Genomic DNA, 14,982 nt, shown 5'->3' with positions numbered 1-14,982 from the left:
AAAATAGCAAAGCCTGTGGTCAGGCCTGTGTTGGCGAAGGGCGTGCAGATTCTCTTCTATTTGCTACGCATGTTCCCTATAAAGAATAACAAGGTGTTGGTAAGTGTTTATGAGGGTAAACGCTATGACGACAACCAAAAATTCATTATGGAGGAGTTGCATAAGCTTCGGCCTGATATGGATGTTGTTTGGGTGAGAAGGCCTCGTTATAATTACGAGTTGCCTTCGTGGATGAGGTCCGTAAATTGGCGCAGTTGGAAATGGCTGTATGAATATGTGACCGCAAAGATTTGGATTGATAATTGTACATTGCCTGACTATTTTGTTAAGCGTAAGGGACAGATGTATATAGAAACCTGGCATGGTGGGCTAGGAATCAAGAAAGTGGCGATGGATGGTGTTGGTGCGTTGGCTAAGATCAGGAACGACCGCAGATACCTAAAAGGGACATCTTTGGCTGACGTGTATATCTCGAATTCTGACCATATCTCGATTATCTATCGCAGGGCATTCAAGTTTCATGGGCCTATCTGGAAATGCGGCTATCCGAAGAACGATATTCTTGTGCAGAATAATCCGGAGGATGGTGCGCGGGCTCGTAGGGAGCTTGGTATTCCGATGAACCACAAGGTGCTGCTCTATGCGCCGACATGGCGACTTCGATTCAAAGAGGGGCAGTATATCGATATGAAAGTCTATGACTTGGATATGCCGCGGTTGAAACGAGTGCTGACAGAAAAGTTCGGGGGAGAATGGACGATGCTTGTCCGGTTCCATGCCGATTTGAGACTGTGTGCCAAGGGCTGTATGGAAAAGTATCCTGATGTGATCGATGTAACGGACTATCAAGATATGCAACGTCTGCTGATGGCAACGGACGTGATGGTAAGTGACTATTCGAGCTGTATTTTTGATGCTGCCTTGAGGCGGATTCCCTGCTTTGCATACGCAACAGACTTCGAACAGTATAAGAATGAAGAACGCGGCGTGTATTACGAAATGGATGAACTTCCGTTTCCATACGCCAAGAATAATGACGAGATGGTACAAAATGTGAAGGCTTTCGACATGGATGGCTATCTGAAAAAGTGGGACGCCTTTGCTGTGAGAATGGGACTTAACGAGACTGGCCATTCGGCTAAGGACATCGCAGAGAAAATGGCAGATTTTCTGGATGGCAAGACCGTAGAATGGCAAAATGATTATTCAATACAAATAACGTAATCGATATGAACATAGCAGTAATATTTGCAGGTGGGCAAGGACACAGACTTTATAATCATAGTCGCCCCAAGCAGTTTTTTGAGTATCGTGGAAAATCTATCGTGGTTTATACCATCGAGGTGTTTCAGCATATTCAGGAAGTTGATGCCATTGTGGTGGTCTGTCTGGAAGACTGGATCCCTTATCTGCGTAGTCAGGTGGAAAAATATGGATTGACTAAAGTTATAGATGTCGTACCTGGAGGCCAGAAAGGACAGAATTCCATTTATAATGGACTGCAGTGCGTCAAACAGCATTTCCCTGAGGATTCATTGGTGCTGATACATGACGGTGTGCGTCCTTTAGCGATGGAGAAAACGATTCTTGAATGTATAGAAGTTGCCAAGGAGAAAGGTAACAGCATTGTTTGTGTGCCAACGACAGAGACTATCGTAATTAAGAAGAATGATGGCTCGCTGGAGGAACCTGAGCGAGACTCTGTTCTGATGGTTCGGGCTCCACAATGTTTTGTACTGAAAGATGTGCTGGAGGCTCACCAAAAGGCTTTGGCTGATGGCTTGCATGATTTCGTAGATACTTTTTCGATGATGAAACATTATGGTTATGAGTTGCATACGATTCTTGGAACGGCCGAGAATATCAAGATTACGACGCCTGCTGACTTTTTTATGTTTAAATCTATTATAGAGGCGAGGGAAGAGGGAGCTGTATTTGGTCTTTAAAAAGGCGTATGGTGAAAGACGAAATTGTCATAAATGATTTGCAGGGGATGTGTGAGGCTAGGTTGCCTTGGTGTGAACTTGACGGAAAAACGGTTCTTGTTACTGGGGCGACAGGTATGTTGGCCTCGTATGTGACTTGGCTGCTGCTTTATTTGCATGAGCATGTGGGCATCAATGTTTCTGTAGTAGCTCTTTGCCGGAATCGCCAGAGTGCAGAGCAATATTTTGGCTCGTATTTTGATAAGCCTTATTTCAATTTGTTGATTCAGGATGTTTGTGAGCCTATAGTTTATAAGGAAAGGGTAGACTACGTATTCCATTTGGCGGGGAATGCAAGCCCGCATTTCATCAATTCTGATCCTGTTGGAATCATGAAGTGTAATTTGCTAGGGACGATGAATGTGCTTGATTGGGCTCGTGAATCGAAAGTCGCAAAAGTCATCTTTGCCTCCACACGTGAGGTCTATGGAAAGAACGAAGATTCCGAACAGCTGGATGAGCATGCTTATGGATCGCTCGATCCTCTAGATGATAGGTCTTGCTATCCTGAGTGCAAACGTGCTGCAGAAACTTTGCTGAGAAGCTATTTTCTGCAATATGGTGTCCCTTATAACGTCGTTCGTATAGCTCACTCGTATGGTCCAACGATGAAGTTGGAAAATGATGGAAGAGTGATGGCTGACCTGTTGGGCGATGTTGTGGCGGGTAGGGATATTGTTTTGAAAAGCAGTGGTGATGCTGTTCGCGCATTCCTTTATGTTACTGATGCCGTCTTGGGTATGTTTACGGTACTTTTTAAGGGGAATGCTTGTGCTGCCTATAATTTGGCGAATGAATCCGAGCCAATCAGTGTTAAGGATTTAGCTCAAATGTTGGCCAGTTCAAGAAGTGATAAGGCTATTCGCGTGGTGATGAATAAAGGCGAACAGAAAGGCTACTGCGCCTATCGCCGCACGGCTTTAGATACGACTGCCATAGAACATCTTGGATGGAAACCTCAGGTTTCTCTTAGTGAAGGAATCAGTCGCGTGTTAGCGTCTGTTTTATTTTTTGTTAAAAGACAAATTATTTTGACTTTATCCAAGGATTCTACGGCAAAAAAGGAAAATAAGGGACGCCCAATTCTAGGACTTGCGAAGGGAAAGTGGAAATACCCTGATGATATCAATTTGCATGATGATGAAATTGCAGATGCTTTTGGGGTATAAATGAGAATATTGGTTGATACTCATATTCTTGTTTGGATGCATACATTCGATTTATTATAGTGCTGTTAGCATTTGGGAATCCGAAATGAAGTATAATTTGCATTCTGAAGATTTTCCATTTTCAGGCAGAGAACTGAATGCTCTTTCGGAAAAAGCAAATTTGAATTGTTGTGTCGGTATAGAATTTTCCTCACTTCACAATCCCGATGGCGCAATACAGTAGCGAGAGTCCCATAAGCGTGTAGAATATTCTGTGGTGCTTTTTGAAAAGCCCTTGCAGTAGAACGCCTGTGAAAAGCCACGCCAAATTGCAGATGGGGCCTGTAAGCGGCAATAGTATGCCGAACAGCAGCAGGTGCGGAAAATCTTGGTGGTAGGGGAGAATGTAGGTTGTGATTGCCGTGAGGCAGAACACCATGATTTTGACGTTCGTGAGTTGCACGAAAAGACCTGTGCGGAAGCTGCCGGTTGTGCGGCTGTTGCGGATTTCTTCGAGTGGCTTGAACGCTTGAATTAAAAGGCTGATTGCCAAATATGCAATGTAAATTGCTCCAACGAAAGCAAATACCCGGATGAAATTTTCAAAAGCACTACTGATAAAATAAACTATAAAAACAGATGCTAGCGAGACGATTGTGTATCCGGTGAAAAGTCCGTACCATTGCTTTATGGCGACGCTTTTCCCGCTTCCCATCGCTACTGAGAGTGAACAGAGGTTCGCGGGTCCCGGGGTAATTCCCGAGACGAATGCGTATAGTAAAAAAGAAAGTGCTACTTCTAATGACACTAAGCGACCTGTTCGATGATTATTCGTCTTTGCTTTCTATAGCCCACGTGAAGCCTGCGTTTTCAATTTGGCGGAATGTAGCTTCCAAACTTTGACCGCCTTCGGTGAGGTAACCCGAAGCGAAAATGGAATCGGCGACTTTGAAGAGTTCCTTTTCGTGTCCTTTGAAATAGACTTCGCGACCGGCGGCGCAGCGGATGTCCGACTTCGGGAGCAATAGACGGGCCAGACAAAGGATTTTGATGCCGTATTCGAATGTGAGCCCGGAAATGTCGCGGTTGGCGAGGCGTGTGCCTTTGACCGGCAACAAAAAGTTTATGGGGACGGATTCTGGATTGATGGCGACCAAATCGAAAAGCATATCGACCACGTCTTCTTTTGATTCGCCCATGCCTATGATTCCGCCGCAGCATATTTCAAAGCCGATGCTCTGCAACATGCGAATGTTTTGGATGCGTCGCTCGTATGTGTGGGTGCTGCAAATTTCGGGGTAAAAACGGCGGCTCGTATTCAGGTTGTGGTTGATGCGGTCAAGGCCTGCCGCCTTTAAAATGCGGGCTTGGTGCTCGGTCAAGAATCCGATGGAACAACAAATGTGCGTCCCCGATTTCTTCATGTGCGCAATGCGTTCGGCGAGTTCTTCAATTTCTTTGTCTGTGAAACCCATGCCCGAAAGCCCGATGCAATGCCGAGACAGGTGAAATTCATCAACAAGATTATTATCGCCGTAGAGCTTGTCGTCCGAAACGCTTTTGTATTTTTCAATGGGCGCTTGGGAATCGCGAGATTGGGCGCAATAGGCGCAATTTTGAGTGCAGTTGCCGCTACGGACATTCGTCAAAAGCTGGATGTTGACACGGTTGCCTTTGTATTTCGTGCGTAATTTGAATGCTGCTTCAATTAGCAAGTCAAGTTGATTATCCGGAAAATTTAAAATTTGCAAACATTCTTCGCGAGTAAGGGTTTTGCTTTCGTCCCAGTCTTTTGTCAAATAATCTGTAATTGTCATTCCTAAACTACCGTCATTGAGCTTGTTGAATTTTGGTGACAAATATAAAAGCCAAGTTAATGCTTGGCTAATACAAAAAAGCTATGGCTTGTAGGGGCGTTATTCAAGAAATTGAATGCTCAATGGTGATAGTGGTGACCTTCGTGCATTGAATCCATGTGGTGTGCAGGGGGTTGAACCTCGGAAACTGCCTTCGCCTTGGGCTTGTAGCCTGCAATTCCCGGGTCAACCATCCCGAAGATCATGGCAATGTGAGAAAGCACGAGAAATGCGGCGAGTAGAAGAATAGCGTATGTCGTTTTTTTCTGCTCAACAACTTTGCGGAATAAAAGTTTCAAGTTCAAAAGTGCAAGCAATATCATCGGAATGCCCGCAAGGATATAAGAGAATATGGCTACGACGTCAATCCATGTTCTGAATTCACCAGCAGATGCTAGCGGTATAATGACGTTCGGAATGAAATAGATTATGATTCCAAAGAATGCGAACCCTGCAAGAATCCCCGCGGTGCGATTCACTTTGGAGAGTGTCGGGTGCGCATTTGGCGATTTGAGCAGGAACAATTCCGTGATGGCGATGGTCTCTGCGAGAATGACGGGGATTGCCATGAAGAGAATCAGGTTCCAGGGAGAATTCTGCATCAGCAGATCCATATAGTGAGTAGAGTACATGTTGTATCCTTTTTGTTATGGGTTTGACTTATTCTCCATCTCGTAAAGCAATGTACAAAAAGAAATTATCAAAAGTGTTATTGAAAATTTTGATATCTAGCGCTAAGAAAAAGTGTAATTTTTTTACACATATTTTGAAAGCGTTTTGACGTCTTTACCGCTCCACGTGTAGAGCGCGAGCATGGGTTCGTGTTCGGTTTGCATGGAGTGAATGTGATTGGACGGGTGCAGTACAAATTCACCAGGACTGCGTACTTTTGAGATCCCGTCTAATGTCCAGATGGCGTGTCCGGACAAAATGACGTACAGTTCTGTGGCGGGGTGCAAGTGGGAGGGGTAAAAGGTGTTTTTGCCTAGGAGCGTAAAACCGAAACAAAAATGCTCGTCGTGATAGGGCGCTTCTGGACCGAGAATTTCTCCCCATCCCATTTGATCGGCCAAATCAGGCATGTCGGGGCGCGGCTCGTAATTGTATTTCCACGGCAAATAGGGGAGGGCGGGCTCCAAAGCTTTTAACAAATCCGCTGTTTCAGGGTTCCCGTGCTTGATGGCTTCTCCAATGTAGCGGATTAGCGGCGAGTCGCTTTTTTCAAATTTTCCAATTGGCTTTGGAATGTCTCGGACTGCAAAATTGGCGGCTTCGAGCCCGATTTTGTCGTCTATTTTGGCTCTCTTGAAAAGGAACTTTTGGGATTCTTCAATTAAATTTTGAATAACATTTTTCATGGAACCTCTATTTTAAACTTGATTTTAACACGGCGACGGTATGGCCGATGACTTCGCCTTTTTTGAACGCTTCGTATGCGGCGGTTGCGGTAAGCTTTACGGAATCGAGAGTTTTTTCAATTTCAAAAGCCCGTTTGCCGGAATCCTTGACAGAAATGTTTGCGAATGCTTTTTGCAAGTCTTCAGCGCGGTAGAATCTGAACGGGCCGAGGCCAGCTTTTTCTTGCGCGGCGTATCCCGAAATCACATCTTCCGGCTCGGCTTGGACTTTCCAGGAATACGTGAAAATTTCAGAATGGAGTCCTGCCAATTCTCCGAGTTTGATGAATGCGCTGAGTGGAACGCGCCCGCCGAGCGTGGAATAGACGGCGCCGTTTTTTGCCAAGTAATCGCGAGCTTGCTTGAGTGCAAGATAATGCAAGTCGAGCATTTGCTCATGTACAAATTCGGGGATTGTTTCTTCGCGCTTTTCCAAGTAATGGCCGCTATTGCGTTTGTCTTCAATCTTTGTGTTGTTTGCGAGCGGCACGTTGGGGAGGTTTTCGTAAATCACATCGTAATTTCGCTTGCCGTTTTGGAGCGGTTGCAAAAGGTCGCCGTTGCCGAATTCAAATTCGATTTTGGAGGTCTCTTTGATATTGCTTCGAACGTTCTGTGCCGCGGCTGCAACAACGCTTCTTTGCAAATCCGTGAAGCCTACGCGCTTTGCTCCCAAAAGTTCAATGCCGGCCAACACGTCAATGCCGGAGCCTGTGCCGATGGAAACGAATGAATCAATGTCGTGACCCAATTTTTCGCGAATCAGCTTGAATGCGGGGGCTGCAATGTAGGCGACCCAGTCGCTTTTAATGTCTTCTGTTTTCGGCAGGTAGGCGTGATCGGCAACTTCAATAGAGAGGTAATCTTTGATGCGCTTTGTCGCACCATTTAATGCAAGGTATTTATTGACATCTACAACGATACTCATTACTTACCGCCTTTGGTGCTTGCTGCAATAGCTTGTTCAAAGTCAGCGATGATGTCGCGCGGGTCTTCGATGCCAACGGATACGCGAATCATATCTTCGGGGATGCCTGCGGCGAGTCTGTCTTTAGGCGAAAGCTGCGAATGTGTGCTTGTTGCCGGGTGCAAAACGCTTGTGCGTGCGTCACCAACGTGAACGACGAGGGCGGCAACTTTCAAAGCTTTGACAAACGAGCGGATGGCAGCTCTGCCACCCTTGAGGCCGAATGTGAGTACGCCGCTGCCGCCTTGGAAATCAAAGTATTTGCGGATGCGCTTGAAATATGGGCTAGATTTGAGTCCCGGATAGCTGACCCAATTCACGGCGGGGTGCTTGGACAAAAATTCTGCCAATGCGAGTGCGTTGTTGCTGTGTTGCGGCATTCGCAAATGGAGCGTTTCAAGGCCCAAATTCAAAAGGAATGCGTTGAACGGGCTTAATGCGGCGCCATAATCGCGCAAGAATTGAGCGCGAGCCTTTGCGATAAATGCTGCACGTCCAAATTTTTGAGTATAGGAAGTGTTCGCATATTGTGCGTCCGGTTCCACGAGGTCTGGGAACTTACCGTTTTCCCAGTTGTAATTGCCACCGTCAATGACGACACCGCCGAGCGCAACGGCGTGACCGTCGATGTACTTTGTGGCCGAATGAATGACAACGTTTGCGCCGAGTTTCAAAGGCTTCACGAGAAATGGCGTTGCGAGCGTGTTATCAACGAGGAAGGGAACGTCAAATTCCTTGGCGAGCTTGGAAAACTTTTCAAAGTCCAAAATGCCCAAGGCGGGGTTGCCAATCGTTTCGCCGAAAATGAGCTTGGTGTTCGGGCGGAATGCTTTGCGGAGTTCTGCAATGGAATCTTCCGGGTCGATGAATGTCGTTTCAATGCCGAGCTTGGAAAGTCTTACGCTGAGCAATGTGTAGCTGCCGCCGTAAATGGTTTTGCTTGCAACGATGTGGTCGCCTGCTTTCACGAGGTTCGAAATCGCAAGGAGGACTGCGGCTTGCCCCGATGCTGTTGCGACTGCCCCCACGCCGCCTTCGAGTTCCGTAATCTTGCTTTCAAATGCTGCTACGGTCGGGTTCCCTGTGCGGGTGTATTTGTTGCCTGATTGCTTGAGTGCAAAGAGGCGTTCCACTTCATCGACGTCTTCGTACTTGTAAGTCGTGGACTGGAAAATCGGGAGTACGCGCGGCTCGCCAATCTTGGGTTTCCATCCTGCCTGTAAACACTTTGTTGCAAAATTCCATGTGCTCGGATCGGTAACGTTAGCGGTAATCTTTGCAGATTCAATTTTCTTTTTTGATGTATTCTTTGTCATTTTAAAAACTCCTCTTTAGCAAAATATTTGCTCTTGAATAATTCTATTTGTACGGCGAAAATATAGAACGCAACTATTGCCTTGTCCAATACTTAATTAATATTGTAGGTTATAAGATTAATTTATTAGTAATTTAGTGTGCGTGGGGTGTCTATCGAAATAAGCAATTATCAGTAATTAGAAAAACTTATAGCACGCCGCATTTTGCTTTATGACGCGCAAAAATTCGTGGGAGAATGCTGTCAATCATCCCCATAAAATTCTTATATTTCGAGCCATGGCATTATCAGCAAATATTACACGCGAAGGAGCGCTTGAACTCCTTAAGAAATACAATAAGGATCCGTTCCACCTTGAACATGGCGAAATCGTAGAAAATACGATGCGTTATTTTGCTCGTGAACTGGGTTATGGCGAAGACGAAGAATTCTGGGGAATTGTCGGTCTCTTGCACGACCTTGATTTTGAATTGTGGCCGGAACAGCATTGCATCAAGGAACGCGAATTGATGCAAGAGGCGTGCCTTTCGGAAGAGCTGATTCACGCGACGACGAGCCACGGCTGGTCTATCACGGTGGATGTCAAGCCGGAACACGAAATGGAAAAAGTGCTTTATGCCGTTGACGAACTCACGGGCTTGATTGGTGCGGTCGTTTTGATGCGTCCGTCCAAGAGTGTGCAGGATTTGGAACTGAAATCGGTCTTGAAAAAGTACAAGTCCCCGAAATTTGCGGCAGGCTGCTCTCGCGAAGTGATTGAACGCGGCGCAAATCTGCTTGGCTGGGAACTGAATGACCTCATCTCCCGCACGATTGCTGCGCTGAAGACTTTCAGACCGTGATTTTTACGCCGTGATTTAGGCGGCGGATTTTTTCTTGAAAAAATTCTTGAGTCTTTTTACGCCTTCAACGCCCAAAATGGAAAGCCCGCTGTACTGAAAAGTCTTGGCTAGTCCAAAAAGTACAACCCATAACACGCCCTTGGCTTCTGCTGAAATGGGGAGCGCCATTTGCGCAAATGACAATATGTAAAAGGGAATGCAGAGCAGTAAAACGATTATACCTGTTCTGAACGAGAAACTTTGTAATTTTTTTACAATTTTGTCTTTTGTTGACACCAAAAAATTCTTCATAGCTGATATTCCTGATGCCAAAAGATATTTCTTTTTTCTACATAATCAAGGGAATTAAAAAAAAACAGAAAAAAGTATGATTAAAAATGACAGAAAACGCTCCGAAAAATATCGGAGCGTCTTGTGTTTTTGGTTGTTTTGGATTGCTAAATGACGACGATTGGTTCGCGAATAGATTTGTTTTCGAGTAAGAACGCGTAATTGCCTACGGTCACAAAGAGACGGTAAATGAATACATCGACTTTTTCGCCGACGGAAATACTAGGCTCGTCGAAAGAGCGGCGCGCGGTAAGAGTTTCTCCGTTGACGAGTACTGTGATTTCGATGCCACTCCCGCGGAATGCGACGTCTGTCACGACACCTTCTTCGGCAGAATTCTTGAATTTTTGAACTTCGTTTTTCTTGGTGACCTTGACAAATTCAGGGCGGACTATCGCTTGGTCAACATTCGGGATTGAGTCAAAGCTTTGGAACTTGTTGTAATCTTTAAAAATGCTTGGTTGTCCAAAGAACGAGGCTACAAAAGCGGTTTTGGGCTTGCTGTAAACTTCTAGTGGCTTGCCAATTTGATCGATGCGTCCTTTGTTTGTGATGATGATTTCGTCGGCGACTTCGATGGCTTCGTCCTGGTCATGGGTCACGAAAATACTTGTGACACCGAGCTTTGCAATCATCTCCTTGAGCCAGTGGCGCAGTTCTTGGCGGACTTTCGCGTCAATGGCGGCGAATGGCTCGTCGAGCAAAAGTAACTGTGGATTTGGCGCGAGTGCGCGTGCAAATGCGACACGTTGGCGCTGGCCGCCCGAAAGTTGGCTCGGGTAGCGGTTTTCGAGACCTTCAAGGCCGATGAGCTTTACCAGTTCGGCGACGCGTTCCTTGATTTCGTTTTCGGATTTCTTGAGCACGCGAAGGCCAAATGCAATGTTTTCGAAAACGGTCATGTAGCGGAATAGCGCATAGCTTTGGAACACAAAGCCGATGCCGCGCTTGCTTGCTGGGACGTTGTTGATGACTTTCCCGTCGATGATTATTTCTCCGCTATCGGGATTTTCAAGTCCTGCGATCATGCGGAGTATGGTCGTCTTTCCGGAACCACTCGGGCCCAGGAGGCCGATGAGTTTGCCTTTTTCGATGCCGAAAGAAACGTTGTCTGATGCCTTGAAATTGCCAAAATGCTTGTTGATGTTTTTTAATTCTACGTACATAAAAACTCCTATTATATTTTCTTTCGACCTCTGTATTCAATCGCGCTTCGTGCAATCAAAATGGCGATGGCTAGCATCACAAGAATTGACGAAACTGCAAAAGCGGGCACGTATTGGAATTCGTTGAAGAGAATTTCTACGTGCAAGGGTAGGGTGTTCGTCTTTCCGCGCAAGTGCCCGGAGATGACCGAGACGGCGCCGAATTCACCCATGGCACGGGCGGCGCAGAGCACCACGCCGTACAGAAATGCCCACTTGATGTGCGGAAATGTAATCTTGCGGAAAATGGTCCAGCCTTTAGCGCCCATCAGCGCGGCGGCCTCTTCTTCGTCGTTTCCGCGAGCTTCCAGAACGGGAATCAATTCGCGCGAAATGAACGGGAACGTGACGAAAATCGTTGCAAGAACAATGCTAGGTACGGCAAAGACTATCTTGATGTCCCAACTTTGCAATAGCGGGTAAATGGGGCTTTGGCGTCCGAACGTGAGCAAGAAGATAAGACCTGCGATAATCGGTGAAACCGTTACCGGCAAGTCTATCAATGTCGTAAGGACTTTTTTGCCTTTGAAATGGAACTTGGTGAGTGACCATGCTGCGCTCAAGCCGAAAACGGTGTTGATGATGACCGCAAGTAAAGTCGCTTCGAGGGTGAGCCAAATGGCTTTGATGGTGTAGTTGTCGCTAACAGCCTTTGCATAAATGTCAAATCCTTGCTTGAATGCTTCGGCGATAACTGTAATCAAGGGGAGTAAAAGCATGAGCACCACAAAGGCGATGCTTATGCCAATCAAGGACCATTTGACAATCTTTGAAGAAGTCGTTTCTTTGTACATTAAGCGCCTCCTTTCAGAATTTTGGTATTTCTTGTTTGTATTAAGTTCACGAGGAAAAGCGTTACAAACGAGGCTACGAGCATGACAAGCGCAATTGTCGTCGCACTCGCGTAATCGTATTCCTGCAGTTCTGACATGATAATTAGCGGTGCAATTTCTGTTTCGAATGGCTTGTTGCCTGCGATGAAAACGACGCTGCCATATTCACCGAGGCAACGCCCGAACGCAAGCCCGAATCCCGTCAATGCGGCTGGTACGATCTCTGGGAAAATCACTTTCCAGAAAATGCGGCCCCGTGATGCGCCTAGCACGCCTGCGGCTTCTTCGTATGCAGGGTCCAGTTTCTCGAGTACGGGCTGCACTGCACGTACTACAAATGGAATGCCGATAAACACGAGCGCAACCGTAATGCCGATTTGCGTAAAGGCAATTTTGATGCCGAATTTTGCAAAGAATCCGCCCACAAGGCCTGTATCTGCTGTGAGTGCCGTGAGAGCGATGCCCGCCACGGCTGTCGGCAAGGCAAATGGAAGTTCGATCATTCCGTCAATCAATCGTTTGAGTGGAAATGTGTATTTTACAAGAACCCACGCAAGAATGATGCCCATTACTGCATTGATGAGCGATGCGATAAATGCAGTTGTAAAACTCACACGAAAGCTAGAGAGCACTCGGTCGCGCGTAATGGTCTCTATAATTTCGTCAAAACTCATTTGCGCCGTAAACACCACAAGCGATGCGAGCGGAATGAGCACGACAACGCTCAAAATGGCGAGCGTGATGCCTGTAGTAAGGCCGAAACCTGGTATAACACTTCTATTTGTTCTTTTCATAATTGGGCTCAAATATAGAACGCACTTTTCAGCTTGTCCAATATTTTATTTCTAGCGTCTGTTATTAAATTTTTTTATAATAGATAAAGTAATTGCCTGATTGTATGAAAAATCCTCGCCTGTTTGTGAGCGAGGACTGTTTCTATGGAGATAGATTACTTCTTTTCGTAAATCTGGTCGAAAATGCCACCGTTGGAGAAGTGCGTTTTTTGAGCCTTGTCCCAACCGCCGAAGTAGCTGATGTCAATCAGGTTCACGTTTTGGTCAAATTCCTTGTACTGGTCAAGAATGGCCTTGTTGGAAGGACGGTAGTGGTTCTTGGCTGCAATGTGCTGGCCTTCGTCGCTGTAGAGGAAGTTCAGGTATTCGGTGGCAAGTTCGCGGGTGCCGCGCTTGTCAACAACCTTGTCTACAATTGCGACAGACGGTTCTGCCAAGATGCTTACGCTAGGGATGACGATTTCGTAGTCCTTGGGGTAGTCCTTGAGCGAGAGGAATGCTTCGTTTTCCCAAGCGAGCAAAACATCGCCCTGGCCGTTTTCGATGAATGTCGTCGTAGAGCCGCGAGCGCCAGAAGCGAGTACGAGCACGTTCTTGTAGAGCTTCTTCACGAATTCCTTGACCTTGGCTTCGTCGCCGTTGTACTGTTTTTCGGCCCATGCCCAAGCGGCGAGATAGTTCCAGCGTGCGCCGCCAGAAGTTTTCGGGTTCGGCGTGATGACTCCGATGCCGTCTTTGACGAGGTCGCCCCAGTCCTTGAGATTCTTCGGGTTACCCTTGCGAACGAGGAAGACGATGGTGGAGGTGTAAGGAGCGCTGTTCAGCGGAAATTCCTTGACCCAGCCATCTTCGATAAGGCCTGCATCGCGCACAGCGTTCACGTCGTATTCAAGGGCGAGCGTTACAACGTCAGCTTCGAGGCCGTTGGCGACTTCCAAAGCCTGCTTGCCAGAACCGCCGTGGGACTGCGTGATTTCCACATCCTTGCCGGTCTTTTCCTTCCAGTGCTTAGCAAAGACCTGGTTGTAGTTGGCGTAGAGCTCACGCGTCGGGTCGTAAGACACGTTAGTAAGTGTTTGCTTTGTACTTTCGGTCTTGCTGTCCGAAGAAGAGCAGGCGGTGAAAACGATGGAGAGAAGAGCGATGGATGCTATAGTAATTTTTTTGAAATTCATGTTTTAAACCTCTTTTTGTTTAAATGTTTTGGTTGTTTTTTTTTAGAAACGCCCTCAGCGGAATGGATCAAAGAAGCGTGAGCTGTGCTGAGGGCGCTCGGGGATGTGCTAAGTTTTATTTGAGCGATGCAGTGAATCGTGCGGCAAGAGCAACGTCAGAAGCCTTCTTTTCACTATAGACGTTCACCTGGATTTTAGAATAATCGTTGATTTTCTTGATGAAGCTTACGGTCCATGCGATTCCATCGGCACCGGCCTGCAATTCGTCTCGGTTAGAGAGGTATTCCAATTCTGCGTACAGATTGCTCAAGAAACCTGCGGTCGGAATTTCCAAACCGACGAAGAACGGAATGTATCGCGAATCCTGAGCGTATTCAGGCTTGATGGCGTTTGCTGCCTTAAGATTTTCTTCATCACCGGTAGCGATCAAAGCGACTTCACCGTAAAGGCCAAAATTCTTTTGGAAGTAGTAGCTTGCGCGACCTGCAACGCGGTGCGTCACCTGAGCCGTATGCTGAATCGGATCAAGTGCGTTCACGCGATAGGCTGCACTCACCTTGGCGTCGCCAAACTTAAGCGTTTCTTCAAGGCGGATGTAACCCGTGTTGAACTTGGCATCATAAGTACCGAGCAAGGCGTTGAATGTGGAAATGCCGTTTTCGTGACCAAAAGCGATTGCATCATGCTGGTAATCGCGGGCGAGGAATCCACGCTTGTTGAGGGCGACATCAACATAAGTACCGAAGTTACCGCCAACACTCCAGTCAGTACGAAAACGACCGAATTGAACATTGAACTTGCCGTATTCGGTATCCCACTTGTAGTTGGCATAGTATGTATCTGCAGAAATCTTGTCGTAGTTCTTGCCTTCAATCGTATTGCCGAAAGCCGGGCTGAAAATGCGCAAGTTAATTACGGCGCTGAGATTTTCAGAGTTGTACTTTGCACCGATATTTGCACGCAAGAAGGAATTGTCGAGCGTGTTGTCGGCATCGTTGTCGTAAAGTGATTTGATTGCCTGTGCTTGAACATTTCCTGTCAGCTTAAATGTGCTTTCGTTAGCAGATTCTGCAGCAGAGCAAATGGATGATACCAGTGCTGTTGTAATCAAAATCTTGGATATTGTCTGGTTCAT

Annotated in this window: 16 protein-coding genes; 4 read left to right on the top strand and 12 right to left on the bottom strand. The window is 46.6% G+C overall.

Going from position 1 to position 14,982, the window contains the following annotated elements:
* Positions 1 to 15 precede the first annotated feature (15 nt).
* The 3 genes from BUC30_RS08475 to BUC30_RS08465 are packed head-to-tail and all read left to right on the top strand — an operon-like array spanning position 16 to position 3,154.
* A complete protein-coding gene (locus BUC30_RS08475) occupies positions 16 to 1,224 on the top strand; it encodes a CDP-glycerol glycerophosphotransferase family protein (RefSeq protein ID WP_170861521.1) in 1,209 nt (402 codons plus the stop codon).
* Positions 1,225 to 1,229: 5 nt separating this feature from the next.
* Positions 1,230 to 1,946, top strand: a complete 717-nt coding sequence (locus BUC30_RS08470; RefSeq protein ID WP_073424430.1) for an IspD/TarI family cytidylyltransferase — start codon at positions 1,230 to 1,232, stop codon at positions 1,944 to 1,946.
* A gap of 8 nt (positions 1,947 to 1,954) precedes the next feature.
* Entirely contained in the window at positions 1,955 to 3,154 is a 1,200-nt protein-coding gene (locus BUC30_RS08465; protein WP_073424429.1) for an NAD-dependent epimerase/dehydratase family protein, read from the top strand.
* A gap of 190 nt (positions 3,155 to 3,344) precedes the next feature.
* Here BUC30_RS08465 and BUC30_RS08460 read toward each other — a convergent pair whose 3' ends face one another.
* The 6 genes from BUC30_RS08460 to BUC30_RS08435 all read right to left on the bottom strand — a co-directional run bounded on the left by BUC30_RS08460 (position 3,345) and on the right by BUC30_RS08435 (position 8,669).
* Positions 3,345 to 3,941: a LysE family translocator gene (locus BUC30_RS08460; protein WP_073424428.1), complete on the bottom strand. Its 597-nt coding sequence runs from the start codon at positions 3,939 to 3,941 to the stop codon at positions 3,345 to 3,347.
* A gap of 19 nt (positions 3,942 to 3,960) precedes the next feature.
* Positions 3,961 to 4,950 carry a biotin synthase BioB gene (bioB, locus tag BUC30_RS08455; RefSeq protein ID WP_073424427.1) on the bottom strand — a complete coding sequence of 330 codons (990 nt, stop codon included), beginning with the start codon at positions 4,948 to 4,950 and terminating at the stop codon, positions 3,961 to 3,963.
* Between the two features lie 119 nt (positions 4,951 to 5,069).
* Entirely contained in the window at positions 5,070 to 5,621 is a 552-nt protein-coding gene (locus tag BUC30_RS08450; RefSeq protein ID WP_012820002.1) for a DUF6803 family protein, read from the bottom strand.
* Between the two features lie 123 nt (positions 5,622 to 5,744).
* A complete protein-coding gene (locus BUC30_RS08445) occupies positions 5,745 to 6,347 on the bottom strand; it encodes a dimethylsulfonioproprionate lyase family protein (protein WP_012820001.1) in 603 nt (200 codons plus the stop codon).
* A gap of 7 nt (positions 6,348 to 6,354) precedes the next feature.
* Positions 6,355 to 7,314: a 50S ribosomal protein L11 methyltransferase gene (locus BUC30_RS08440; protein WP_073424426.1), complete on the bottom strand. Its 960-nt coding sequence runs from the start codon at positions 7,312 to 7,314 to the stop codon at positions 6,355 to 6,357.
* The gene (locus BUC30_RS08435; protein WP_073424425.1) at positions 7,314 to 8,669 is read right to left on the bottom strand and encodes an O-acetylhomoserine aminocarboxypropyltransferase/cysteine synthase family protein; all 1,356 of its coding nucleotides are present in this window, start codon (positions 8,667 to 8,669) and stop codon (positions 7,314 to 7,316) included. Before BUC30_RS08435 ends, BUC30_RS08440 begins: the two co-directional genes overlap by 1 nt.
* A gap of 277 nt (positions 8,670 to 8,946) precedes the next feature.
* On the opposite strand from BUC30_RS08435, the gene BUC30_RS08430 reads away from it, so the two are divergent.
* Positions 8,947 to 9,510 (top strand): hydrolase, encoded by a 564-nt coding sequence (locus tag BUC30_RS08430; protein WP_073424424.1) that lies wholly within the window; start codon positions 8,947 to 8,949, stop codon positions 9,508 to 9,510.
* A 15-nt stretch (positions 9,511 to 9,525) separates the two neighbouring features.
* On the opposite strand, the gene BUC30_RS08425 is transcribed toward BUC30_RS08430, so the two are convergent.
* The 6 genes from BUC30_RS08425 to BUC30_RS08400 form a co-directional block, all read right to left on the bottom strand.
* Positions 9,526 to 9,801: a hypothetical protein gene (locus BUC30_RS08425; protein ID WP_073424423.1), complete on the bottom strand. Its 276-nt coding sequence runs from the start codon at positions 9,799 to 9,801 to the stop codon at positions 9,526 to 9,528.
* Positions 9,802 to 9,947: 146 nt separating this feature from the next.
* Complete coding sequence (locus tag BUC30_RS08420) at positions 9,948 to 11,006, bottom strand: ABC transporter ATP-binding protein (RefSeq protein ID WP_073424422.1); 1,059 nt, start codon at positions 11,004 to 11,006, stop codon at positions 9,948 to 9,950.
* 11 nt (positions 11,007 to 11,017) lie between these two features.
* Complete coding sequence (gene cysW / locus BUC30_RS08415) at positions 11,018 to 11,839, bottom strand: sulfate ABC transporter permease subunit CysW (RefSeq protein WP_073424421.1); 822 nt, start codon at positions 11,837 to 11,839, stop codon at positions 11,018 to 11,020.
* Positions 11,839 to 12,672 (bottom strand): sulfate ABC transporter permease subunit CysT, encoded by an 834-nt coding sequence (cysT, locus tag BUC30_RS08410; RefSeq protein ID WP_073424420.1) that lies wholly within the window; start codon positions 12,670 to 12,672, stop codon positions 11,839 to 11,841. The genes cysW and cysT overlap by 1 nt, the downstream gene beginning before the upstream one ends.
* Before the next feature lie 155 nt (positions 12,673 to 12,827).
* On the bottom strand, positions 12,828 to 13,847 hold the full coding sequence (locus BUC30_RS08405) for a sulfate ABC transporter substrate-binding protein (protein WP_073424419.1): 1,020 nt from the start codon (positions 13,845 to 13,847) through the stop codon (positions 12,828 to 12,830).
* 115 nt (positions 13,848 to 13,962) lie between these two features.
* Complete coding sequence (locus tag BUC30_RS08400) at positions 13,963 to 14,982, bottom strand: hypothetical protein (protein WP_073424418.1); 1,020 nt, start codon at positions 14,980 to 14,982, stop codon at positions 13,963 to 13,965.

Source organism: Fibrobacter sp. UWB7 (assembly GCF_900142945.1).
GTDB lineage: Bacteria > Fibrobacterota > Fibrobacteria > Fibrobacterales > Fibrobacteraceae > Fibrobacter.
Note: the sequence above shows the minus strand (reverse complement) of the source record. Positions and strands in the feature narration are given on the sequence as shown.